The organism is Pseudobacteroides cellulosolvens ATCC 35603 = DSM 2933, from assembly GCF_001262605.1.
Classification (GTDB): domain Bacteria; phylum Bacillota; class Clostridia; order Acetivibrionales; family DSM-2933; genus Pseudobacteroides; species Pseudobacteroides cellulosolvens.
Genome location: NZ_LGTC01000001.1, coordinates 5,048,679 through 5,070,085, shown reverse-complemented (window position 1 = coordinate 5,070,085; position 21,407 = coordinate 5,048,679). Strand labels below are relative to the sequence as shown.

At 44.5% G+C, this 21,407-nt stretch carries 29 protein-coding genes; 18 read left to right on the top strand and 11 right to left on the bottom strand.

What is annotated here, in order from left to right; all coding sequences use genetic code 11:
* Positions 1–10: 10 nt before the first annotated feature.
* From Bccel_RS30420 to Bccel_RS21000, 4 genes are read right to left on the bottom strand one after another with little or no spacing between them, the layout of a single operon-like run.
* Complete coding sequence (locus tag Bccel_RS30420) at positions 11–172, bottom strand: hypothetical protein (RefSeq protein ID WP_154673420.1); 162 nt, start codon at positions 170–172, stop codon at positions 11–13.
* Entirely contained in the window at positions 172–1,440 is a 1,269-nt protein-coding gene (locus Bccel_RS21010; protein ID WP_242853058.1) for a Ger(x)C family spore germination protein, read from the bottom strand. Before Bccel_RS21010 ends, Bccel_RS30420 begins: the two co-directional genes overlap by 1 nt.
* On the bottom strand, positions 1,431–2,528 hold the full coding sequence (locus Bccel_RS21005) for a GerAB/ArcD/ProY family transporter (RefSeq protein WP_010244723.1): 1,098 nt from the start codon (positions 2,526–2,528) through the stop codon (positions 1,431–1,433). Before Bccel_RS21005 ends, Bccel_RS21010 begins: the two co-directional genes overlap by 10 nt.
* On the bottom strand, positions 2,525–4,303 hold the full coding sequence (locus tag Bccel_RS21000) for a spore germination protein (RefSeq protein ID WP_036937249.1): 1,779 nt from the start codon (positions 4,301–4,303) through the stop codon (positions 2,525–2,527). The genes Bccel_RS21005 and Bccel_RS21000 overlap by 4 nt, the downstream gene beginning before the upstream one ends.
* A 254-nt stretch (positions 4,304–4,557) precedes the next feature.
* On the opposite strand from Bccel_RS21000, the gene Bccel_RS20995 reads away from it, so the two are divergent.
* Complete coding sequence (locus Bccel_RS20995) at positions 4,558–4,947, top strand: hypothetical protein (protein ID WP_010244718.1); 390 nt, start codon at positions 4,558–4,560, stop codon at positions 4,945–4,947.
* 41 nt (positions 4,948–4,988) lie between these two features.
* Positions 4,989–5,444, top strand: a complete 456-nt coding sequence (locus Bccel_RS20990) for an Hsp20/alpha crystallin family protein (RefSeq protein ID WP_010244715.1) — start codon at positions 4,989–4,991, stop codon at positions 5,442–5,444.
* A 58-nt stretch (positions 5,445–5,502) separates the two neighbouring features.
* Here the strand turns inward: Bccel_RS20990 and Bccel_RS20985 are convergent, their stop codons facing one another.
* The 4 genes from Bccel_RS20985 to Bccel_RS20970 all read right to left on the bottom strand — a co-directional run bounded on the left by Bccel_RS20985 (position 5,503) and on the right by Bccel_RS20970 (position 8,126).
* The gene (locus tag Bccel_RS20985) at positions 5,503–6,663 is read right to left on the bottom strand and encodes an HD domain-containing phosphohydrolase (RefSeq protein WP_010244713.1); all 1,161 of its coding nucleotides are present in this window, start codon (positions 6,661–6,663) and stop codon (positions 5,503–5,505) included.
* A 151-nt stretch (positions 6,664–6,814) separates the two neighbouring features.
* Positions 6,815–7,258, bottom strand: coding sequence for a helix-turn-helix transcriptional regulator (locus tag Bccel_RS20980; RefSeq protein ID WP_010244710.1), 444 nt, complete (start codon positions 7,256–7,258; stop codon positions 6,815–6,817).
* A gap of 193 nt (positions 7,259–7,451) precedes the next feature.
* Positions 7,452–7,703 carry a helix-turn-helix domain-containing protein gene (locus Bccel_RS20975; RefSeq protein WP_010244708.1) on the bottom strand — a complete coding sequence of 84 codons (252 nt, stop codon included), beginning with the start codon at positions 7,701–7,703 and terminating at the stop codon, positions 7,452–7,454.
* Positions 7,704–7,871: 168 nt separating this feature from the next.
* Positions 7,872–8,126, bottom strand: a complete 255-nt coding sequence (locus Bccel_RS20970; RefSeq protein ID WP_010244704.1) for a helix-turn-helix domain-containing protein — start codon at positions 8,124–8,126, stop codon at positions 7,872–7,874.
* Positions 8,127–8,326: 200 nt separating this feature from the next.
* Between Bccel_RS20970 and Bccel_RS20965 the strand changes: the two genes are divergently transcribed.
* Positions 8,327–8,518 carry an aspartyl-phosphate phosphatase Spo0E family protein gene (locus tag Bccel_RS20965; protein WP_010244702.1) on the top strand — a complete coding sequence of 64 codons (192 nt, stop codon included), beginning with the start codon at positions 8,327–8,329 and terminating at the stop codon, positions 8,516–8,518.
* 75 nt (positions 8,519–8,593) lie between these two features.
* A complete protein-coding gene (locus Bccel_RS30415; protein ID WP_154673421.1) occupies positions 8,594–8,737 on the top strand; it encodes a hypothetical protein in 144 nt (47 codons plus the stop codon).
* A 196-nt stretch (positions 8,738–8,933) separates the two neighbouring features.
* Here the strand turns inward: Bccel_RS30415 and Bccel_RS20960 are convergent, their stop codons facing one another.
* Genes Bccel_RS20960 through Bccel_RS20950 form a run of 3 tightly spaced genes read right to left on the bottom strand, consistent with a single transcriptional unit; the run spans position 8,934 to position 10,158 of the window.
* On the bottom strand, positions 8,934–9,287 hold the full coding sequence (locus Bccel_RS20960; RefSeq protein ID WP_010244700.1) for an MmcQ/YjbR family DNA-binding protein: 354 nt from the start codon (positions 9,285–9,287) through the stop codon (positions 8,934–8,936).
* Positions 9,288–9,319: 32 nt separating this feature from the next.
* Positions 9,320–9,679 (bottom strand): ImmA/IrrE family metallo-endopeptidase, encoded by a 360-nt coding sequence (locus Bccel_RS20955; protein ID WP_010244697.1) that lies wholly within the window; start codon positions 9,677–9,679, stop codon positions 9,320–9,322.
* A 20-nt stretch (positions 9,680–9,699) separates the two neighbouring features.
* A complete protein-coding gene (locus tag Bccel_RS20950; RefSeq protein ID WP_010244694.1) occupies positions 9,700–10,158 on the bottom strand; it encodes a helix-turn-helix transcriptional regulator in 459 nt (152 codons plus the stop codon).
* Positions 10,159–10,399: 241 nt separating this feature from the next.
* Between Bccel_RS20950 and Bccel_RS20945 the strand changes: the two genes are divergently transcribed.
* The 14 genes from Bccel_RS20945 (at position 10,400) to Bccel_RS20885 (ending at position 21,401) form a co-directional block, all read left to right on the top strand.
* A complete protein-coding gene (locus Bccel_RS20945) occupies positions 10,400–10,603 on the top strand; it encodes a helix-turn-helix domain-containing protein (RefSeq protein WP_010244691.1) in 204 nt (67 codons plus the stop codon).
* A 21-nt stretch (positions 10,604–10,624) separates the two neighbouring features.
* Complete coding sequence (locus Bccel_RS20940) at positions 10,625–10,909, top strand: hypothetical protein (protein ID WP_010244688.1); 285 nt, start codon at positions 10,625–10,627, stop codon at positions 10,907–10,909.
* Complete coding sequence (locus Bccel_RS30410; protein ID WP_154673422.1) at positions 10,910–11,074, top strand: hypothetical protein; 165 nt, start codon at positions 10,910–10,912, stop codon at positions 11,072–11,074.
* A 76-nt stretch (positions 11,075–11,150) separates the two neighbouring features.
* Positions 11,151–11,486 (top strand): DUF7768 domain-containing protein, encoded by a 336-nt coding sequence (locus tag Bccel_RS20935; protein WP_010244684.1) that lies wholly within the window; start codon positions 11,151–11,153, stop codon positions 11,484–11,486.
* Entirely contained in the window at positions 11,470–11,823 is a 354-nt protein-coding gene (locus Bccel_RS20930; protein ID WP_010244682.1) for a hypothetical protein, read from the top strand. Before Bccel_RS20935 ends, Bccel_RS20930 begins: the two co-directional genes overlap by 17 nt.
* Positions 11,824–12,948, top strand: a complete 1,125-nt coding sequence (locus tag Bccel_RS20925) for a DUF2800 domain-containing protein (RefSeq protein ID WP_010244678.1) — start codon at positions 11,824–11,826, stop codon at positions 12,946–12,948.
* 15 nt (positions 12,949–12,963) lie between these two features.
* Positions 12,964–13,521, top strand: a complete 558-nt coding sequence (locus Bccel_RS20920) for a DUF2815 family protein (protein WP_333783856.1) — start codon at positions 12,964–12,966, stop codon at positions 13,519–13,521.
* The gene (locus Bccel_RS20915) at positions 13,518–15,467 is read left to right on the top strand and encodes a DNA polymerase (protein ID WP_010244674.1); all 1,950 of its coding nucleotides are present in this window, start codon (positions 13,518–13,520) and stop codon (positions 15,465–15,467) included. Before Bccel_RS20920 ends, Bccel_RS20915 begins: the two co-directional genes overlap by 4 nt.
* 14 nt (positions 15,468–15,481) lie before the next feature.
* The gene (locus tag Bccel_RS20910) at positions 15,482–16,558 is read left to right on the top strand and encodes a DUF932 domain-containing protein (protein ID WP_010244670.1); all 1,077 of its coding nucleotides are present in this window, start codon (positions 15,482–15,484) and stop codon (positions 16,556–16,558) included.
* The gene (locus Bccel_RS20905) at positions 16,559–16,828 is read left to right on the top strand and encodes a sporulation transcriptional regulator SpoIIID (protein WP_010244665.1); all 270 of its coding nucleotides are present in this window, start codon (positions 16,559–16,561) and stop codon (positions 16,826–16,828) included. It abuts the gene before it with no gap.
* Positions 16,825–19,197 (top strand): virulence-associated E family protein, encoded by a 2,373-nt coding sequence (locus Bccel_RS20900; protein WP_010244662.1) that lies wholly within the window; start codon positions 16,825–16,827, stop codon positions 19,195–19,197. The genes Bccel_RS20905 and Bccel_RS20900 overlap by 4 nt, the downstream gene beginning before the upstream one ends.
* Positions 19,198–19,399: 202 nt before the next feature.
* Positions 19,400–19,714, top strand: a complete 315-nt coding sequence (locus Bccel_RS20895; protein ID WP_409372119.1) for a VRR-NUC domain-containing protein — start codon at positions 19,400–19,402, stop codon at positions 19,712–19,714.
* Positions 19,711–21,069, top strand: a complete 1,359-nt coding sequence (locus Bccel_RS20890; RefSeq protein ID WP_010244658.1) for a DEAD/DEAH box helicase — start codon at positions 19,711–19,713, stop codon at positions 21,067–21,069. The genes Bccel_RS20895 and Bccel_RS20890 overlap by 4 nt, the downstream gene beginning before the upstream one ends.
* Positions 21,066–21,401: a hypothetical protein gene (locus Bccel_RS20885; protein ID WP_010244656.1), complete on the top strand. Its 336-nt coding sequence runs from the start codon at positions 21,066–21,068 to the stop codon at positions 21,399–21,401. The genes Bccel_RS20890 and Bccel_RS20885 overlap by 4 nt, the downstream gene beginning before the upstream one ends.
* Positions 21,402–21,407 lie beyond the last annotated feature (6 nt).

The following is a 21,407-nucleotide window of genomic DNA, read 5'->3' as shown; positions in this document are numbered from 1 at the left end:
GATTATACAATCATCTGAGCACTATGATAAAAAACGGAAGCAGGAGCGCTGCAAGCATCAGAATCAGGATGCCTGCAGCACCTGCCTTGTTTTTACTTTCCCAGGCATACCTGGCATAGCTGAACGTATATATATTAGGGCAAATAACAAGCAGCATAATTAAGATTTTCATTATTCCTTCCCCTCCGATGTGACGATTTCAGAGCTTTTTAAAAGACCGCCGGTTCTCCTTATTTTAAATTTGACTTTTGTAGAAACCTTTGCTTCCTTAAAATGCTTGTTCCAGTGATATGCCTCCCATTCCTCTATGGTCCAAAAATGTCTAACTGCTGTCCGCCCGAAAAAGAAGGTATCGCAGTTCAAGGCCTGGCATTTTGATATGACCTCATCCAGACTCTTCTTGAGATGGTTTCCCACAGCTTTTTCCAAGAGAGGCAGCATGTCAGGCTTTTCATAATTAATCCGACTTTGTATGGCGAGAATATCTCCCTCTGTATCAAGGGCAAGGGAAATAAGCGGAACAGCTCCTTCAAAGCTGACCTTTATTTGCGGTTTGCGTGAAAGCTGAAGCTCAATGGGGATGATAAGCTCTGGAGCCTTAGGGTCCTGTATTGTAAATATACCCCTTTGAAAGTCACCCCTTGCAAGCAGCATCATCCGTGTGTCATGACCATCCAGCTTGCCAACCATCCTGTCGCCGTCAAAAAGAGCGCTTCCCAAAAACTCAATGGAATTTCCGCCTTTTCTGGGGACTTCTCCGGCAAAATACCGTCCTGTTAGATTGAATTTGCTTCCCCATTTTTCTCCATTCTGCTGAAAATTGGCAGGGTCATGCAGCCCGCCCAATGTTACAACCGGCTGGCGATAGGTGGACTTTACGGCATTGTAGAAATCATTCAGCGTTACATGGGGGAAATAGCTGGTATTCTCCGCTTCAAAGGTTAAATCCTCAATTGCGGCAATGGGACTTCCACCCAGATAAGGCTCTGTCTTTTCCACAAAATCCTGGGCAGAGCCTTGTGAAACCACCACATCCAGCGTTCGCCTGATTTCACGGAAACGAATTAAAGGAGCAATATACTCGCCCACCAGGCCGCTTTGTGCGAGGTCCTCAGAAATAACCAGCAGCTTGGCATGCGCAAATTCAAGCTTTTGCGGCACATTTGTGTTTAACAGGTTTACTCCTCCGTAAAAGGAAGGAGCATCGATAGTGACGGATTTGCTTTCAGCAGGCTGAGCCCCTCCACTGCCGCTGCTATCCTTGCTGCAGCTATGAGTAGCGATTTTTAAGGTTAAGCGCCATTTGTCCTTTACGCCCCTGTCTATACCGATAAATTGAACATATGCAGTATCGGTTACCTCCCGTGCATCATAACAGGAGGTTAAAAGAGCAGCGAAAAGAATAAAAATGAGCAGCAATCCTGTTTTTTTCATTGGCATATATTCCTCCCTTTTTTTCGTATGCTTGCTGCCAGCAAAGTGATGGCAGGAGGGATATAGAAGAAAAGCCATCCGTATTCCCTTAAAAACTGAACCATAATGTCGGTGACCTGTGTTATACTCATGGGAAGCATGCATAATACAAGCAATATGATGGCAAAGGGAATTATAAGAGGCCTTTTATCATCAAGCCGGAACACATGAGAGTATACAACCAGGGATAAGTAAAAAAGGACTGCCACCGAGATAATTGTACTTATATTCCAGATGAAAAAGAAAACAGGCTCAATCCTTTGAATGAAATTCCCATATTCAATGAGTGAGGCCATAAGGTATATGGGTGCAGTAATTTCCTGGCCGGTATAATAGGGGAACACCAGTGAAAATGCAAGCAGGGCGGAGGATACAATCAGTCCTGATAAAGCAAGACCGATATATGCCGCTCGTTTGGCATGCCTTGCACCTTGGAGGGAGTTGACCATTATTCCGATAATGATGATTTCACCATAGGCAGAGCTTCTTCGCAATCCATGGGTAATTGTATCCCGTAGCCCATGCCCCAGTATGGGGAAAAGGCGGTGCGGCTCATACAGGGGTATGGCGAGGATTAAAACAATAACAAATCCGGCCAGCAATATATAAGCTATAAGCTTCGAAAAACGTGCGAGGGTTTCCAGACCCAGAAAAGCCAGCACCGAAGCAACGGATATAAACAAAATAAGCAAATAGCTTGGAGGGCTTGCCGGAAGCACATATACCTTCAACACATCAATAAACTCCCGCAGGTTTGCTATTGCGGTAACAAACAGAATGGCAAACAGCAGTAATGAAAAAAGCACACCTATTGGTTTGCCAAGGATGGCTTCATATATATCCAACAGGTTTTTTCCCGGAAAGCGCTTCAACAAAGTACAAAGCAGAGCAAGGGCTATAAAAGCTCCCCCCATAGAAACCAGGGTCATATACCAGCCTGCGGTTCCGGCCACGACAGCTACCAGAGAAGGGCTTGAGAAAAACACCTTTGCAGTAATGGTAATGGTTAACAGCCATACAGCTTCATGTACACCGAACTTTCCATCCTTTATCATTGGTCATCTCCCCCTTTCTCCTTGGTCCACTCCATTGCGTTATTCCCTGCTCTTTTCCTGTTAGGGGTGTTAAAGCCATCGGAACGCATTTTTTGTCTGAATATGGGGTGGCGGATGATGACGTCCGGATTTATTTTAACCCTTGGGGCGACAGGAGTTAAAAAAGGGACTCCAAAGGATTTCATATGGCAAGCAATCGCAGCAACTAGGATAAAGGCAAGGGAAATACCGTAAAATCCTGCAATTCCTCCGGCGAAAATAAAGAAGAAACGCAGAATCCTTATGGATATAGCCATGGAGAAATTGGGCATGGTGAAGCTGCCAAGTCCCGTAAGCGCCACTATAACAATGAGGAGAGGGCTTGCCAATCCCGCAGCCACCGCTACCTGCCCTAATATGAGAGCGCCCAGAATACCAAGCGTTTGACCGATAACACCGGGTATGCGTACACCGCCTTCACGAATCAACTCAAAGGAAATTTCCATTAATATAAGCTCAATAATTGTAGGAAATGGGACATTTTCACGCATTCGGGCTATGGATTCCAGCAGGGGTGTAGGAATCATTTCATGGTGATACAATGCCAACGCCACGTACATGCCCGGTATCATCAGCGCTGAAAGAACACCAACAAGCCGGATCATGCGCAGAAATGTGCCGTATTCCCAGCGCAGCATGGAATCCTCCGAGGAATGGAATAACCTGAAAAAGGACATGGGTACGGCTATGGCAAAGGGGTCGCCCTCGGTAATGATTACAACCTGTCCTTCGGCAAGGAAGGAGGATGCTCTGTCCGGCCTTTCTGTTGTCACAACCTGGGGAAAAAGCATGAAGGGATTATCCTCAATAAGCTGCTCAAGCATCCCGTTGCCTTCAATAAAATCTATATTGATGCCTTTTATTCTACGCCGGACCTCCCTGACAATTTTGGGGTTCGTTACACCCTCAATGTAAAGGATTGCACAGTTGATTTTGTTCAGCTTGCCGACAGGAATAACCTCTGTGATAAGCTTTTCATTCTTGATTATCCTTCGCAGCAGTGTCAAATTTGTGCGCAGATTTTCCGTGAAGCCCTCCTGGGAGCCCCTGACCACCTGCTCGGTAATAGGCCTGTCGATGCCGCGTTTTTCAAAGCCGCTGGTTTCAATCATCAAGGCCTCGGGACATCCGTCAACAAAAAGTATGGATAGTCCATTGAGGGCTTGTATCTTTGTAATATTAAAATCTGCAGTTTTTGTTAATTGAGTAATGGACAGGACATCTTCCATGATATAATCCAATGGGCAATCTCCGCTGAAGCCAGCCAAGCATTCGGGGTTCATTAGCTGGGGCAGCACAAATTGATTGATAGAGGTTTTATCTACCATTCCATCGATGAAAACAATAAATGCTTTCAGCTTTCTGGCGATGCGGAACTCACGAATCACTATATCCTGGTTTTTTGGCATGCTAAAGCTCTGACGGATGTATTCCTTGTTCACATTTAGGTCAGTGGAAATGATATTTTGTCTCATGTTTGAAGTTGGTATCTTTCCACCTTGATTGTTTTTTTGTTTGTTCCATTGCTCAACTTTTATAGGTTGCTTAACCGTGGCCCCCTTTTTTGATTTTTCCTGATTAGATGGATTCCCGGTATTCACACCGTATTTTTCAGAAGGTACTTCTTCGGTATCGGACTTCTCGAATTCATCCTCAAGAAGTTCAAATCCACCTTCTGTGTCAACAGGTCTCCTATATGTAAACAGCTTTCTGATATTGGTTAACAGATTTCTCAATGTAATCCCCTCCGTTCCTTGTAAAATTATTGACTGATTTTATGTCATGTATACCGAGAAAAATACTTGCTGATTGAGAATTACACTTTTATAAAATTATTTCTTGAAATTGAAATTTTCTTATTTTAAAATTATTATGAATGCCTATGGTGGCAGACTAGGACCGCTGCATTAACAAGCCTATCTGTCAGTATGGCATTCACAGCTTTTGACAATTTTAATGTACAGTTTTGTTTGAAGGTGTTGAACAGAGGATGAAATGTGAGGAGTATAATGATTTAATACATAAATTGTGCACAATTTCACAAAAATACGGATATAGCCCTGAAGGTGCTTTGAATGCAGTATTAGTCATGCAAAAGGAAAATGAAGGCATGCATGATAATAAAATGTTTTTTACCATAATTTGCAGCTGTGCCATTGCCCATGGGGTGCTTCAGAAGAAGTTTGATTTTTTGTACGAAATATACGGTCTTTTGCTGGAGTGCGGACTACTTCATGAAATTGAGTCGGCTAATAATTTCAAGGTGTTTTACTCAGAAAACGGAGAGGGAAAAAAGCAAAAAACGTTCATGGCACTGAAGAGATACATAGAGTTTTTACAGGAGCTTCACAACATTGGAGTGGAATATTCCATTTGCTAAAGCTGTAAAGAATAAAATTCTCTCAAAGGGAAAAAATAGGCATGAATAATATATTTGGGAGTGATGATATGAGTCTTGTGCCATGGAATCCATTCAGGGAAATGGATAATTTCAGCAAGGATATAAGCAGCTTGATTGATTTTTCACCCTTCAGATTTTTTGGTGGGATGAACTCGCCGAGAGTTGATGTATTCCAGACGGATACTGATGTAGTGGTTAAGGCGGAAATCCCCGGAATAACCAAGGAGGATTTGAATGTATATGTTGACGAAAACTCCATAAGGTTGTCGGGACAATCTAAACGAGACAATGAATACAAGGATGAAAACATTTATAGAACGGAAAGGTACTACGGGAGCTTCTCCAGGACGATACCTTTACCTGTGGAAATAAAATCGGAGCAGGCAAAAGCGGAATATAAAGACGGTATTTTGTCCATAACTGTTCCAAAGGTAGAGCAGGCTAAGGCAAAAGGTAAAAAGATAGATATCCAGTAAGGTTCTCAAGATAGCAAGTCCTACATTATAGAAAACATGCAAGACTTGCTATTCCTGTTTAACGGATTTCCAAATCAATCTGTTCATGGTATTTCTTATATACCTGCACTATTTGTTCTATATTGTGATTTAAGGCTTCAACAACATCAGGGTCAAAACTTTTTCCACTTTCTTTGTCAATAATCTGCAGGGTAGTTTCTATATCATAGGCATTCTTGTACACCCTCTTGGAAGTCACAGCATCAAAAACATCAGCTATTGCAACAATTCGGGCAGGAAGAGGAATGCTGTCGCCAGACAAACCGTAAGGGTAGCCTTTGCCATTGTACTTTTCATGATGTCCTTCAGCGATTTGAATGGCAAAATCAAAAAAATGCTTTCCTTTCCTTAATAGATTACTACTGGATTTTCTTAATATTTCAGCACCGATCACCGTATGCTTTTTCATAACCTCGAATTCTTCGGGAGTATACTTTGCCGGCTTCAGGAGAATCCCGTCTGCAATGCCTGCTTTGCCAATATCATGAAGGGGACTGAACTTGAAAATATTCTCAATAAAGTGCTTATCAATAATGTTTGCATATTTTTCTTTTGAAGCCAATGCTTGAGCAATAATTTTTGAATAGCTTTGCATGCGTTCAAGATGAAAGCCGGTATCGCTGTCTTTAGCCTCTACAAGCTTGGCTAAGCCTGTTACAGAGGACAATATCAAGTCATCTACAAGAAGGTTTCGTTCAAGAATTATTGCCATGTTACTGCTGATGATTTTTGCCATCGCCGCATGACTTTCGTTGTACCGGTTCTTCCTCCTGCAAGAGAACAATAATACCCCGATACATATGCTGTTGACGACTAAAGGACATGCCAGGCTTGACATTATCCCCTCACTCACCATCAGTTTGGTTGGAGCCGATTTTGGATGAAGTTTCAAATACTCTTTATAATCGTTTATAATCCTATGCTTTTTCATTTTTACAATTGTATTGAGAGAAGTTTTGCATAATTTTTCAGAGTATCCTTCGTCCAAAACGGGAGAATGGTTTGTACGAACCTCATAGGCATATATGGAACCATCGCTTTCTAAAAGGGTTATTCCAATCCTGTCAAAGGGTATATACTTTCTGAATGTGTCAAAGACATATGTCAACGCTTCGCTAATTGAAATACCTGTGTTTAGCTGCTCGTAAAGGCTAATAATTTGATTTAAAAATTGACTCATGACAACTGCTCCTTTGTAAAAAACAAAAAACGATTCCTTCAAAGTATAATTATATCAAAAACATGCACTTGGTAAAATAATACTATTTTACTAATTACATAGGAAAATAGGATGACAGCCCTATTGGGAAAGTATAATAAGAATAAAATTGCTAGGTTGGATTTTCATCCTCTTCGTCCTCAATCGCTCTAATAATTCTTATCAGTCTTTTAATAGATTCTGGAGAAAGATCTTTAACCTGTTTGAACATTATTTTCAAATCGCTTCTTTGGGAAAGCTTTTCAAAAAACTCAAGAAGAGACGGATCGTTTTGGATAGCCTCCAGTATTTTTAAACGGGAAAATTCAGCTTGAATAGCTTCTGTTTCACAATCTGGCTCGTAGAACCATGACAGGGGTTTGTTGAATTTTTCAGATATCTTTTGAAGCACCTTGTCAGATGCTTTACGAAGACCCTTCTCAACTCTGTAAAGACTTTGAGGGGTGACTATTCTGTCAATAGCCTCGACAAACTCTTCGCGCGATAGATTTCCTCTTATACCACGTATCTTGGCTCCTATTCTTTTGGCTAGAACCTGGTCTTCACATTTACTCATTTTGCAACCTCAATCATTTTGATTTCAGCTTTATTATATACCCTTTTGGAATAAGTATACAAACTAATTAAAGCAGAAAACAAAGATTTTATACCATAAAAGCTTAAAATAATGAAGCATATCTTTAAAAATCGTCAAGTTGCTTAATGAGCAAATATTAAAATGCAATCACAAAGCCTTAACGGCTAAAAGCTTAGGGATTACCATAAAGCAGCCATTCAACGGAAACATTGAGTGCGTTGGCAAGAGCGACTACTTCATAATCTGCTACAAACCTATCACCTGACTCGATTTTTGTTATGGACACCCTATCTATATGATAACCCAGTACGTCAAGCCTGGCGGACAAATCCTGCTGGGATATTTGAGGATTGGACTTCAAACGGGCTTCTCGCACTCGTTTGCCTATTATGTTTTTAGAGCCATTATGCCAATAAATTTTCATTTTCCTACCGCCTTGTTGTTCTAAAGTAGAACTTTTATATATTGATTATACAGGGATAATTAATTATAATTGTTCTAAAGAGTTACATTAACTATATAGGTTGGCAAACAGAATAGAAGATTTTTGGAGTGGAAAGGAGCTGTGAGAATAAAATTTATGAAAAAAGAACTACTTTTCGATATTGAGAAGCCACGGTATGCTAACACCCAATGCATCGGAGAGGGCAACCAGCTCAATATCGGTAACAGGGCGTGTTTGAGCCTCTATTTTGGAGATTGTTGTTTTTTCAAGCTCCACGCCTCTCACTGCAAGCCTGGCTAGCAGGTCGGACTGGGTGATCTTGGGCTTTGCATTCTCCCTGGCTTGCTTGACCCTTGGGCCTATTAAATTGCGGATTGCTTTATTTACCGGGTCTGTAATCAAAATTTAACCGCTCCTGCTTTCAAAATAATTAACTTGATTATAAAGCAAGTACTACGGTAAAATTTGCTTAATGAGCAAGTGTGGTAAATTTTAAATTGAGCAGGTCAATGGGTTGATATGCCGGATAGACAATGTAGCAGGGAGTATATCAAATAATGGTTTAGGCAAACTGCAAATGATGAAACTTAGAAGGTGATTTGATGTTGGAAATATTAAAGAGAATCGAGGCTTTGCGTGAAGAACTCCATAATGCAATAGATAAGGGAAATGCAGATGAGATTTTACAAAAAAGCAGGGAGCTTGATGAAGAAATACTTAAGCTGATAAACTCTGGTTCGTTATTGAAAAACAAGCCTTCGGATTATCAATCAAAGTTTGGCGAAAGTTTATGAATGCAAGTATCTCTGCTTTGGTTGCTTTATGCATGAGATACAGTTTATAAAAAAAGCGGAGGAAGGAGGAGCAATATGGAAAGCTATAAGTTAGCCGAGGCATATATAGAGCAAATCCATAAGAATCCTGTAGCGACTACTCTTTGGACAGCAGCAGCCGTTTTGTCAATCGCAGCAATTGTCATATACATCAAGTGGAAAGAACGAAAGAAAAACTAAAAGGAAGGTACTGGTAATACTTTCCCGAATATGTAATCTTCAATTACAATTCATGCTTGCCGCCTGTACAGACGCACAACGGATTGAAACTACAGGGAGAATGGTTGAAGGGTGCCTATGGCAGGTGACAATAAAGAAAATGAGTCTCATCCTGAACTTGATGAAGGCTCATTTTCTATGTGCAGCTACAGACAGGTTATTCAAAGAGTGATTCTTTCACGGCTTGTGATAGGCTTTTTATGACAAGCTCATAGGAATGGTCTATCATCCATGCCATCTCGTTGTCCGGCACCGAGCCGTCAATAACAACCGTATTCCAGTGCTTCTTATTAAGATGATAGCCAGCGGTGACTGCAGGGTACCTCTGTCTTAAATCCTCCGCGACAAAGGGGTCGCACTTTAATGATAAATTAATCCTGTTTTCCCTTCCTGAAACAAGGGCGAACATTTTTGAACCCACCTTTATAACAAGAACATCGGGACCAAACGGAAAATCCTCCGTAGCTCCCGGCTTTGACAGGCAGTATTCCTTTACTGCTTTTGAATCCAAATATAATTCCACCTCTCCATACACTGCATTATTCACTGCGGTGAATCATTATAGCTCGCCATGCTTTCAGCTATCTTATAAAAATCATCCGCTTCAGTTTCCATTGTATCATACTGCATGTCCATTCCAATAATGTAATTCTCCTTGGGAGCATCAAAAATAATATGCTTCAGCTCATGGAGGAAGGTTTTTTGTTTTGTGCCGTGGGGCAGTATCGAATTTATAAACACATGGTAAATCCCCTTGCGGCTTATGTACACGGCCCCCCAGAGATCAGGCTTGAAAGCAATCTCATGAAGCCTGATTCCGTGGGCGCGCAAAAGCTCATCAAAATCACATTCAGGATCATACAAGGACCTTATAAGTTTGTAGCTTTCATCAGGCAGCATCATAGCGTGAATCCTCCTCTGACCTACACCTCGGACCCTCCCGATTCCTCATCCTCGATGGCCTTTATTACCCGGATAAGCCTTCTGATTGATTCGGGGGAAAGGTCTTTCACTTGTTTGAACATAAGCTTCAGATCCTCACGTCCTACCATGCTTTCCCAAAATCCAATCAATTCAGGATCGGTCTGAAGCGCATCCATGATCTTGAGCCTTGCCATTTCGTTATGAATCTGAAGCTTGAAGCTTTCACTCGTATCGTCATCGTCATAAAACCACGAAAGCGGTTTGCCGTACTTCTCTCCTATTTTTGCAAGAACCTTGTCGGACGCCCTCCTCAAACCGGCTTCGATCCTGTAAAGGCTTTGGGCGGTGATGATGTTTTCAATACCGGCGACAAAGTCCTCCCTTGAAAGCTGACCCCTCAATTCACGGACTTTTTCACCTTGCCTTGCAGCCAGTTCGTTTCCGTTTGCAACGGTCATTTTTAAGTCTCCAATCCATATGCAGGTAAATAGCATATTTTCCACACTTATTATATACCAATATGGCATAACAACACAATATGCCTATATGGCATAAAAATAAAAAGTATTTCCAAAATACTGTAAAATATACGTTGAAAACAGAAGAAATTTAAACCTAAATGGTATATATGGCAGAAAAGAGACTTTGTATTATGCCAAGCCGCTGGAATAAAATCTATACCAAGGAGGTGAAATAATTATGCCAATTAGGAAGGAAGTTGGACAAAACATAAGAAAGGAAAGGGATAGAAAGCGGATGTCCCAGGAAGAGCTTGCCGGATTGGCAGGAACAACGCAGGAGTACATCAGCAGGATTGAAAACGGGACAAGGAATCCAAGCATGGACCTCCTGTACAATATCGCAGGGGCTTTGAAGTGTCCTGTGAAGAGGCTGGTAGGTTGAGGGGAAGGGAGGGAAACACCCATGACGGTAGGCTATGCTTCAAAACCAGATACACCAGAGACTGGAACAGAACTTTCAACAGAGATTGCTTATGATGAGGCAAGGCTCCTGTACTGGCTCAGGCAAAGAAACCTTGGAGAGTATGTCATTACTACCACAAGGGTTGCCTGGGATGAGTTCAAAAGCAAGCTGGTGCAAAAAGACGGACGACTTATCTATCCAGGCACAGGAGAGGCCGTTGACGGAGTAACCTTGGCCGCATGCCCGGCCGAACATCTACACCCTGATGAAAAGGAGGTGAACTAAATGCAAAGGCAATTTTTCAGGCTTCTTCCTGAACAGCTAATATTACAAATCCTCATGTTCGGACTTGCATGCGCAGCCCACGGCTGGCAGATGCATAAGGAATACGAACAGTCAATGAGAAAGGCCGGCTCCACCCGCCAAGATGAAAGCCAGCCCGTCCATTAGGAAAATACTTTTCCACCAACATTATACCATGAAGTTTTCTGAAAAGGTTACTAAATAATCGGAAGGAAGGATTAATTTGAAGCTTATATATATTTGCAGTCCGTACCGGGGAGATACCGAATCCAATGCCGCCAAGGCCAGAGGCTACTGCAGGTTTGCCTGTAGAGAGGGAGTGGTACCCATTGCTCCGCACCTGATATACCCTCAGTTCCTGGATGATGACATCCCGGAAGAAAGGGAAACAGCGATGCACCTTGGGACGGAGCTCTTAAAGCGCTGCGATGAGCTGTGGGTGTTCGGAGACAGGATCAGCGAGGGTATGAAGGCTGAGCTTGAAGCTGCAGAGAAGAGCGGAATAAAAATCAGGTATTTCAAGGAAAGAGGAGGAGAAATCCATGAGGATATGGCTTGAACTGACACAGGAGGAAGGAGAAAAGCTGTTTGAGGCAGTCAAAGGCTTTTCAGTGGACAGGATGCAGACTGCGGTTATGACTGCGCCTGCCGAAAAGGCAGAGAAAAAGAGTAAACAGGACAGCGGTAAAGCAGTAAAGGATGAAAAAACAGAAAAGATAGAAAAACCAGAAGACGAGCCTAAAGTCACCAAGGAAATGATAAGGGCGGTGCTCATTGAGAAAAAACTCCAGGACAAGGTTTTAAAAGACCTTTTTACCAAGTACGGAGCCAGCAACCTTTCAGGAGTGAAGGAGGAGGACTACCCGGCATTCATGAAGGATGCGGAGGCGGTGTAAATGGGAGAGCATGCTAAACTAAGCGCATCAGCCTCCCACCGTTGGATGGAATGTACTCCTTGTGTTGAACTTGAGGCCTCCTTCCCTGAAGCTAACAGTGTATATGCGGATGAAGGCTCTGCAGCACACGCTTTATCGGAATACAAGCTCAAAAGGCTTCTGAAAATCAAGTCAGGCAAAAAGCCAGTAAGCCAGTATGATTCACAGGAGCTTGAGGACTATACCGACCAGTATGTTACCTTTGCTTGTGAGTGTATAGCTGAAGCCAGAGCAAGGACAAAGGATGCCGTTATCCTGATTGAGCAGAGGGTTGATTTCAGCAGGTTTGTACCGGAGGGCTTTGGAACTGCAGACCTGGTGATTGTGGCTGATGGAATTATGGATATATGCGACCTTAAGTATGGACGCGGTGTGCCGGTATCCGCAGAACACAATCCGCAGATGCAGCTGTATGCCCTGGGTGCATACGGATTGTTTGAGGAGATATACGAGATCGAAAGAGTGCGCATGACTATATTCCAGCCAAGGCTTGACAATGTTTCCACCTACGAAATGACTGTAGATGAGCTTATGTCCTGGGCGGAAAATGAACTTAAACCCAAAGCTGAAATGGCGTCAAGGGGTGAAGGGGAGTTTAAGCCTGGAGAGCACTGCCGGTTCTGCAGAGCCAAGGCTGTCTGCAGGGCAAGAGCCAAGGCTAACCTTGAGCTTGCAAAGTATGATTTTGCAGACCCTGAACTTTTGTCGGATGAGGAAATGGGTGAAATTCTCGCCAAGGCGGAGCAGCTGCAGGCATGGGTGTCGGACCTATGGGAATACGCACAGGCAGAGGCAATCGCAGGAAGGAAGAAGTGGCCCGGCTTCAAGGTTGTGGCTGGACGGTCCAACAGAAGGTACAGCGATGAGGAAAAGGCGGCGGAAGTACTGTTGGTGAATGGCTACACCGAGAAGCAGATATTCAACAAAAAGCTGCTGGGGATAGGAGACATGGAAAAGCTGACCGGGAAGAAGCGGTTTGAAGAGCTATTGAAGGATTATATTGAAAAGCCCGCAGGGAAGCCTGCACTTGTTTCTGAGACGGATAAGCGCCAGGAATGGAACCGTGCGGCAGCTGATTTTGATTAATAAAAATTATGGAGGATGAGTGATATGGATAATAAACAAAAAGTTACTACCGGCAAGGTAAGGTTTTCATATGCAAATGTATGGAAGCCAAAGAGCATCAACGGCGGAGAAGAAAAATACTCGGTCAGCTTGATCATACCCAAGTCCGACAAGGATACCATCAGGAAGATTAATGAAGCGGTTGAGGAAGCGAAGAAAGCCGGGGCTGAAAAGTTCGGACAGAAATTCCTGTCAGGGAACCTCAAGCTGCCGCTGCGTGACGGAGATACCGACAGGGCGGACGATGAGAACTATGAAAACGCATATTTTATCAATGCGAATTCAACAACAGCTCCCGGTATCATCAACAGGCAGAAGGAAGAAATCCTCGACCAGACCGAGGTGTACAGCGGTTGTTACGGAAGGGCGAGCGTCACCTTCTACCCGTTTAATACAAACGGCAACAAGGGTATCGCCTGCGGCTTGAACCATCTGCAGAAGCTGGCAGACGGTGAACCGCTCAGCGGAAGAGGCAGGGCAGAAGATGATTTTGACGATCTGCCATATGACGATGAAGATGATTTATTGTCATGAGAACGCTGGCAATCGACATTGAGACCTTCAGCAGTGTTGATTTGACAAGCTGCGGTGTATATACATATACCGCAGCCCCCGACTTTCAGATATTACTGTTCGGCTATGCCTGGGACGATGATCCGGTAGAACTCATAGACCTTGCATGCGGAGAACGGCTGCCGGATGCGATAGTAAATGCTATTGAAAGCCCCGAGGTTATAAAGACAGCCTTCAATGCAGGGTTTGAACGGATATGCCTGTCAAAGCATTTAAATAAACATTTGAAAGCAGATTCGTGGAGATGTACGGCGATCCAGGCGGCAATGCTTGGGCTGCCCCTTCACCTTGATGGAGTAGGCACAGCATTAAAGCTTAAGGTACAAAAGGACAGAGCGGGTAAGGACCTTATTCGATATTTTTCAATTCCCTGCAAATCAACCAAGTCAAACGGAGGAAGAACAAGAAACCTTCCGCACCACGCACCTGAGAAATGGCAGAAGTTCAAGGATTATTGTGTCCGGGATGTAGAGGTAGAGCGTGAGGTCAGAAGAAAAATCGAACGCTACCCTATTCCTGAAAAGGAACTGAAGCTTTGGCTTCTGGACCAAAAAATAAATGACACAGGAGTGCTTGTGGATATGGCTCTTGTAAATCAAGCGGTAAAATGTGACACACAGTATTCATCAAGGCTTGAGGTTGAAGCAAAGACACTTACAAAGCTTGATAATCCAAATAGTGTGGCACAGCTGAAGGAATGGCTGAAGGAGCAGGGGCTGGAGGTGGAGAGCCTGTCAAAGCAGGCGGTGCAGAATCTTCTCACCGATGCAGATGGCGAAATTGAAAGGCTACTCACATTAAGACAGGAAATGGCGAAGTCATCCATTGCAAAGTATGCAGCCGTTCAGCGGTCGGTGTGTCCTGACAGCAGAGTAAGAGGGCTGTTCCAATTCTACGGGGCAAATAGAACCGGCAGATGGGCCGGTAGAATTTTTCAAATTCAAAATTTACCCCAAAACCATATGAAGGATTTGGAGATTGCACGGATGCTTGTTAAGCAAGGAAGGTTTAAAGAACTGGAGCTATTGTATGAAAGCGTCCCCATTGTGCTGTCGGAGCTTATACGGACAGTTCTTATTCCAGAACAAGGGTGCAGGTTCATCGTAGCCGACTTTTCTGCCATAGAAGCGAGGGTGCTTGCCTGGCTTGCGAACGAAGCATGGGTGCTGGATACCTTCAAAGGCCACGGCAAGATATATGAACAGACAGCCTCCCGTATGTTCGGAGTGCCGGTTGAAAAAATTGCAAAGGGCAATCCCGAGTATGAGCTGAGGGCAAAGGGCAAAGTGGCGGTTCTGGCATGCGGTTACCAAGGAGGAGTTAATGCTTTAAAGGCGATGGGTGCAGATAAGATGGGCTTAAGCGATACTGAACTGGATGACATTGTTCGGGCCTGGAGAAGCGCCAATCAAAGAATCGTCAGGTTCTGGTATGACGTTGAAAAGGCTGCTGTTCTCGCAGTACGGGAAAGAGAGCCTCAAAGGGTAGGTATTTTAAGGTTTAAGGTTGAGAACGGCATACTTTTTATAACCCTTCCGTCAGGAAGAAGGCTTGCATATATACGTCCCAAAATAGAAAAAGACCTGCGTTTTGACAAGGACGGACTCACATATGAAGGATTGGGGATTAACAAGCAGTGGTGGAGGCAGAAGACATACGGAGGCCGCCTGGTCGAAAATATAGTGCAAGGAGCAGCCCGAGACTGCCTTGCGGAGGCAATGCTGAGGGTGGATGCAAAGGGCTATAAAATTGTAGGTCATGTACATGATGAAATAATCACCGAGATGCGGAAAGGTCAGGGCTCCCTTGAAGAGCTGTGTGGCATTATGGGACAGGAGATACCTTGGGCATTAGGGCTTCCGCTAAGGGCGGACGGATTTGAAACCATGTTCTATAAAAAAGAGTAAGGAGTGATGAGTCGATGAAAACAGGAAAAACCATAAATGAACTAGCTCGTGAGCTTAATTGGCAGAACATCGTAAAGCGTGACTTTTTAGTGGATACACCAAAGCTTCTGATGGATGTGGAGGAGGATACCAACAGGATAAGGCTCAGGTTTGAGGACCCTGTGACAGGAGTATTTGATGACGGGTTTTCTATCACCCGTCTCGCCCATAGGCAGATCGGAGAGACGTTAGAAATACCAGCAAAATATTATGACCGTATGTTGGAGGAAAACCCGGAGCTGCTCATCCATAACACCAACAGCTGGTTCAGAGAGCAACCATCAAGAAGGATGGTGCGTACCCTTGATGGTCATGCCAGGGCTTTTCTAAGTGACAGATACAGAAGAATAGACAATTATGATATTGCACAGGCGGTACTTCCCATAATCCGAGAGATGCCCGATGCAAGAGTGGAATCCTGCGAGCTTACCGAAAACCGTATGTATCTGAAGGTGGTAAACCCAAGGCTTGAGGCTGAGGTTAAAAAGGGTGATATTGTACAGGCCGGCATTGTCATCAGCAATTCGGAGGTCGGCTTGGGTGCTGTTTCAGTACAGCCGCTGGTATATCGTCTGGTCTGCCTTAATGGCATGACAGTAAATGACCTTGGACAGAGACGGTATCATGCGGGACGGATGAACCAAGCCAACGAGGATTATTCCCTTTTCAGCGATGAAACCCTTAAAGCCGATGACAAGGTCTTCATGCTGAAGGTGCAGGACTTGGTAAGGACAGCAGTGGATGAAGTAAAATTCAAGGTGGTTGTAGACAGGCTGAAGGAAACAACGGAAGTGAAAATAACGGGGCATGTTCCACAGGTGGTGGAGCTTGCAAGCCGGGAATTTGGCATTACTGCCAACGAGGAAAAAGGGATACTTCAGCACCTCATAGAAGGCGGAGATTTGAGCCTTTACGGATTTGCTAATGCAGTAACCCGTCAAAGCCAGGAGGTTGAAAGCTATGACCGGGCTTCCGAGCTTGAGGGAATCGGCTGGCAGATCATCAATATGCCAAAGGACCTGTGGGCAAGGGTTAACTCGGAGGTGGTATGAATGGTACTGTCAGATGACGATTTGATTTTATTGGCAGAGTATATGATTATAAATAGGGCTACTGTGAGACAGGCTGCGGCAAAATTCGGAGTTTCCAAGTCAGGAGTGCATTCAGCGGTGACCCTAAGACTGAAGCAGATTGATACTGGAAGGGCGCATGAGGTAAGCGGAGTTTTGCAGGAAAACAGAGAGGCACGGGCCAGAAGAGGCGGGCTTGCAGTCTGGCAGAAGAAACGGAGCATAAATGACAGGGAGGTTTTAATGGTATGAAGATAAAAATAGCAGTGGCAAACAGCAGGATGGAGAAATTCTGGAGAAACAGGGATCTTTCGTGGGATGAGCTGACTTATAGATTGAGTAGCACCTACCGCACTGGAGAAACGGTTCAGGAATACCGGAATATGCCCAAAGCACAGCAGGATGCCGTAAAGGACATCGGTGGTTTTGTAGGAGGAGCCTTGAAAGACGGCCGACGCAAGAAGGGGCATGTGGAGTCGCGTTCAATTTTAACCCTTGATGCGGATTACGCAAGTTCCGACTTCTGGTCTTGCGTTAAGGATAAATTCACCTGCTGCATCTACAGTACACATAAGCATACTGAAGAAAAGCCCCGACTCAGGCTAGTGGTGCTTTTGAAGAGGGCTGTGTCTGAGGAAGAGTATCCGGCGGTGGCAAGAATGGTGGCAAAGGATATCGGACTTGAGATGTTTGATGATACCACCTATGAGCCTTCAAGGCTGATGTACTGGCCTTCCACATCAAGTGACGGGGAGTTCGTGTTTGAAAAAAGCGATGCAGGAGTTCTTGACCCTGACAAAATACTGGCCATGTATAAAGACTGGCGGGACAGCTCCCAATGGCCTGTGTCTGATCGCCAGAGGAAGCTTATAAAAAGCACTCTTGATAAACAAGCGGACCCATTGGAGAAGCCGGGTATTGTCGGAGCCTTCTGCCGTACTTACAGTATTGAAGATGTTATAGAAAAATTCCTTGAAGATGTGTATGAGCCTTGTGGGTATTTCCCCGGAAGGTACAGCTATATCCCAGCAGACAGTACTGCCGGGGTGCTGGTCTATGACGGGAAGTTCGCATACTCGCACCATGCCTCCGACCCTGCATGCGGAAAGCTTTGCAATTCATTCGACCTGGTAAGGATACATCGGTTTGGAGAGCTTGACGAGAAAGCTTCGGAGGATACTCCTATAGGCAAGCTGCCTTCTTTTATCGCCATGCAGGAGTTTGCTTCAAAGGATGCCGAGGTAAAAAAGCTGCTTGCGGAGGAAAGGACCAAAGAAGCGAAGGATGAGTTTGACGAAGAGAACTGGCAGGATGCATTGGAGCTTAACAAAAAGGGAACGGTAGTGGATTCTCTCACCAACCTCATCCTCATACTAAGCCACGATCCTATGCTGAAAAACATCGTGTTCAACCAGCATATTGACGGCATGGAAATCACGGGAGAGGTTCCTTGGAAACATCCAGAGCGCTGGTGGAGGGACGCTGATGACGCCCAGCTAATAAGCTACATTGACAGAACCTACGGATTGTTTTCAAAAGGCAAGTATAACATTGCGGTTACCAAGGTTAGTGATGATCGCTCGTACCATCCGATAAAGGATTTCTTAAACGGTCTGCCGGAATGGGATGGGGTACCGAGGGCGGACACCCTTCTCATAGAGTATTTCGATGCAGAGGATAACGAATATGTCAGGGAGGTTACAAGAAAAACCCTTTGTGCAGCGGTAGCAAGGGTGTTTGAACCGGGGATAAAGTTTGACTATATGCTTGTTTTGAACGGCAAGCAGGGCATCGGGAAAAGTACGCTCTTTAGAAAGCTGGGCAGTCCATGGTTCTGCGACTCCCTGCAGCTTTCGGACACCCATGACAAGACCGCTGCGGAGAAACTCCAAGGATACTGGATACTTGAGGTAAGCGAGATGGCGGGAATGAAAAAGACCGACATTGAAACGCTGAAGGCCTTTATCACAAGGCAGGAGGATGTGTACCGTGCCACCTTCGGAAAAAGGGCGGTACCGCACCCAAGACAGTGTATATTTGTCGGTACTACCAACAGTGACAGGGGATTCCTGCGGGATATCACCGGAAACAGGAGGTTTTGGCCTGTTAAGGTTCAAATGGGAAAGAAGGACCCCAGGGATATAACGCTGGAGGAAGTAAGGCAGGTATGGGCCGAGGTCATGGTGAGGTATAGAGCCAATGAACTTTTGTGCCTAAAGGGAGAAGCTGAAAGGTATGCGGAAGAGATGCAGCGTGAGGCTATGGAAACAGATGAACGTGAGGGTGTGATCGAAGCGTACCTTGACAAGCTTTTGCCTGAAAACTGGCAGAATTGGGATATGTACAGGCGCAAGGAGTATATCCGTGAATATGACGAGAAGGACTCCGTACTGCCAAAGGGAAAAACGGAAAGAAAGACAGCAAGTGTCCTTGAAATATGGTGCGAGGCCTTTGGGAATGTTCCCGGAACCTTAAAGCGTACAGACTCCTATGAAATATTCGGTATTATGAGGAAGCTGAAGGGCTGGGAATACAAAGGAAGGATTGTTACCTGTGGACCCTATGGCAGGCAGAAGGTGTTTGAACGGGCGCAACCGGAAGCAAAAAGCATTAAACCGTGAAAGTAAATAACGGTAGTGCTTTAGCAGTTGTGTGAAACCAACGAAACCAAATATATATATAAATAAAATATGTATATTTATAAGAATAAGGCACACGGGCATGCACACATATACACGTATATATATAATAGGGATTTTTGAGTTCAACAGTTGCAATAAGAATAAAAGCACTGAAAATACTGCATTTAAGCAGCAACTGAAAATGAACTGTTTTTTTACCAGATGCGAGGTGATAAACATGCTGGAAAAAGAACTTGAGAAAAAATTGAGAACAGCTGTAAAAGCAATAGGAGGCCTGGCTCTTAAATTCGTATCACCCGGTATGGCAGGGGTACCTGATAGAATGGTGCTTCTGCCTAACGGTAGAATATACTTCTCTGAATTGAAAAGGCATGGAGAGAAACTGCGGCCTTTGCAGCAAAAGAGGAAGCAACAGCTTGAGATGCTTGGTTTCAAGGTTTACTGTATTGATTCTGCAAGCAGCCTTGAAGGCTTCCTTCGGGAGGTGGGACTGTGATTTACGAACCTCATGATTACCAGAAATACGCACACGATTTTATTATAGACAAACCGGCATCAGCGCTTCTGCTTGACCTTGGGCTTGGAAAAACAGTAATAACATTGACTGCCATAAACGAACTTCTGTATGACAGCTTTGAGGTGAAAAGAGTATTGGTAATCGCGCCCCTTCGGGTGGCACAGGACACATGGGGAAGGGAGTGCCAAAAGTGGGACCATCTGAAGCAGCTTAGGATATCCAAAATTCTAGGAAACGAAGAAAAGAGGATTAAGGCTGTAAACACCAAAGCTGACATCTATATTATCAACCGTGAAAACGTTGAATGGCTGGTTGATTTGTACAAGGGTAGCTGGCCTTATGATATGGTTGTGGTAGACGAGCTTTCAAGCTTCAAGTCGGCAACGGCAAAAAGATTCCGGGCGCTTCGGAAGGTGCGGCCATATATCAAGAGGATTGTGGGGCTTACAGGAACTCCGGCACCCAACGGATTAATCGACCTGTGGTCACAGGTGTATCTCCTTGACAGAGGGGAGCGGCTTGAAAAAACACTGGGCGGTTACCGTGAAAAGTACTTCCTTCCTGACAAGCGGAGTCAAAACGTAATATTCAGCTACAAGCCCAAAGATGGTGCAGAAAGGGAGATTTACAGGAAGATATCCGACATCTGTATCAGCATGAAGGCCTGTGACCATTTGAAAATGCCGGAGCGGATAGACAATTTTGTACCGGTTCATATGTCCGAGAAGGAGGAAGAACTGTATAGAAAGCTTGAAAGGGAAGCACTCTTGCCTTTTGTAGACGGTGATGTTGATGCGGTAAATGCGGCGGTTCTGGCAGGAAAGCTTCTGCAGATGTCAAATGGAGCGGTATATGATGAAAACGGTGGGGTACGCAGCATTCACAGAAGAAAGCTTGAAATGCTGGAGGACTTGATAGAGTCAGCAAACGGAAAACCCGTGCTTGTATATTATGCATATAAGCATGACAGGGAAAGGATTCTAAAAGCTTTTAAGGCAAGGGATATAGATACACCAAAGGATATCAGCGACTGGAATGATGGAAGGATCGGAATTGCAATTGCACATCCGGCATCTGCCGGACACGGTTTGAACCTTCAGGCAGGCGGCAGCACCATCATATGGTTCGGGCTTACATGGAGTCTTGAATTATATCAGCAGGCCAACGGGAGAATCCACCGACAGGGACAGACCGAGACAGTGATAGTGAACCACATCATAACGGCAGGAACAATGGATGAACAGGTGATGGCGGCCTTAAACCGAAAGGAGACAGGGCAAACGGCTTTGATAAATGCAGTGAGGGCAAGGATGAAAGGAGGAGTGGCTGTATGATACCAAGATGCGAATACCCGGTATGCATAAGAATATCCGAAGAGGCAGTAAAGCAATGCAGGAAGCTTTTTGGCAGGCTTCCCAGAATGGAGATTGAGTGCGAGTTGACCTATTTCATCCGAAAACATGAAGAGGCAGGCAGAGTTTTTGGCGATAGTCTTAAACTAAACTTAGATTATAAAAGGACTGTACTTCTGAACCGGGTGGATGAAAGGAAATGGGAAGTTACAGGATTTGAAAGCAGGAAGGAGGAGAAGCACTGTGGACAAAAAAGCACTGGAAACAATCGTAGAAAAAGGATGCAGCCGGAGCTTCAAAAGAGTCCTTGTTGAGCTGAC

Excerpts from the sequence above, each read along its gene's own strand:
- Bccel_RS30420 (WP_154673420.1), bottom strand. The coding sequence starts at position 172 with ATGAAAATCTTAATTATGCTGCTTGTTATTTGCCCTAATATATATACG.
- Bccel_RS21010 (WP_242853058.1), bottom strand. The coding sequence starts at position 1,440 with ATGCCAATGAAAAAAACAGGATTGCTGCTCATTTTTATTCTTTTCGCT.
- Bccel_RS21005 (WP_010244723.1), bottom strand. The coding sequence starts at position 2,528 with ATGATAAAGGATGGAAAGTTCGGTGTACATGAAGCTGTATGGCTGTTA.
- Bccel_RS20995 (WP_010244718.1), top strand. The coding sequence starts at position 4,558 with ATGAAATGTGAGGAGTATAATGATTTAATACATAAATTGTGCACAATT.
- Bccel_RS20990 (WP_010244715.1), top strand. The coding sequence starts at position 4,989 with ATGAATAATATATTTGGGAGTGATGATATGAGTCTTGTGCCATGGAAT.
- Bccel_RS20985 (WP_010244713.1), bottom strand. The coding sequence starts at position 6,663 with ATGAGTCAATTTTTAAATCAAATTATTAGCCTTTACGAGCAGCTAAAC.
- Bccel_RS20980 (WP_010244710.1), bottom strand. The coding sequence starts at position 7,258 with ATGAGTAAATGTGAAGACCAGGTTCTAGCCAAAAGAATAGGAGCCAAG.
- Bccel_RS20975 (WP_010244708.1), bottom strand. The coding sequence starts at position 7,703 with ATGAAAATTTATTGGCATAATGGCTCTAAAAACATAATAGGCAAACGA.
- Bccel_RS20965 (WP_010244702.1), top strand. The coding sequence starts at position 8,327 with ATGTTGGAAATATTAAAGAGAATCGAGGCTTTGCGTGAAGAACTCCAT.
- Bccel_RS30415 (WP_154673421.1), top strand. The coding sequence starts at position 8,594 with ATGGAAAGCTATAAGTTAGCCGAGGCATATATAGAGCAAATCCATAAG.
- Bccel_RS20955 (WP_010244697.1), bottom strand. The coding sequence starts at position 9,679 with ATGATGCTGCCTGATGAAAGCTACAAACTTATAAGGTCCTTGTATGAT.
- Bccel_RS20950 (WP_010244694.1), bottom strand. The coding sequence starts at position 10,158 with ATGACCGTTGCAAACGGAAACGAACTGGCTGCAAGGCAAGGTGAAAAA.
- Bccel_RS20945 (WP_010244691.1), top strand. The coding sequence starts at position 10,400 with ATGCCAATTAGGAAGGAAGTTGGACAAAACATAAGAAAGGAAAGGGAT.
- Bccel_RS20940 (WP_010244688.1), top strand. The coding sequence starts at position 10,625 with ATGACGGTAGGCTATGCTTCAAAACCAGATACACCAGAGACTGGAACA.
- Bccel_RS30410 (WP_154673422.1), top strand. The coding sequence starts at position 10,910 with ATGCAAAGGCAATTTTTCAGGCTTCTTCCTGAACAGCTAATATTACAA.
- Bccel_RS20930 (WP_010244682.1), top strand. The coding sequence starts at position 11,470 with ATGAGGATATGGCTTGAACTGACACAGGAGGAAGGAGAAAAGCTGTTT.
- Bccel_RS20925 (WP_010244678.1), top strand. The coding sequence starts at position 11,824 with ATGGGAGAGCATGCTAAACTAAGCGCATCAGCCTCCCACCGTTGGATG.
- Bccel_RS20920 (WP_333783856.1), top strand. The coding sequence starts at position 12,964 with ATGAGTGATATGGATAATAAACAAAAAGTTACTACCGGCAAGGTAAGG.
- Bccel_RS20915 (WP_010244674.1), top strand. The coding sequence starts at position 13,518 with ATGAGAACGCTGGCAATCGACATTGAGACCTTCAGCAGTGTTGATTTG.
- Bccel_RS20910 (WP_010244670.1), top strand. The coding sequence starts at position 15,482 with ATGAAAACAGGAAAAACCATAAATGAACTAGCTCGTGAGCTTAATTGG.
- Bccel_RS20905 (WP_010244665.1), top strand. The coding sequence starts at position 16,559 with ATGGTACTGTCAGATGACGATTTGATTTTATTGGCAGAGTATATGATT.
- Bccel_RS20900 (WP_010244662.1), top strand. The coding sequence starts at position 16,825 with ATGAAGATAAAAATAGCAGTGGCAAACAGCAGGATGGAGAAATTCTGG.
- Bccel_RS20895 (WP_409372119.1), top strand. The coding sequence starts at position 19,400 with ATGAACTGTTTTTTTACCAGATGCGAGGTGATAAACATGCTGGAAAAA.
- Bccel_RS20885 (WP_010244656.1), top strand. The coding sequence starts at position 21,066 with ATGATACCAAGATGCGAATACCCGGTATGCATAAGAATATCCGAAGAG.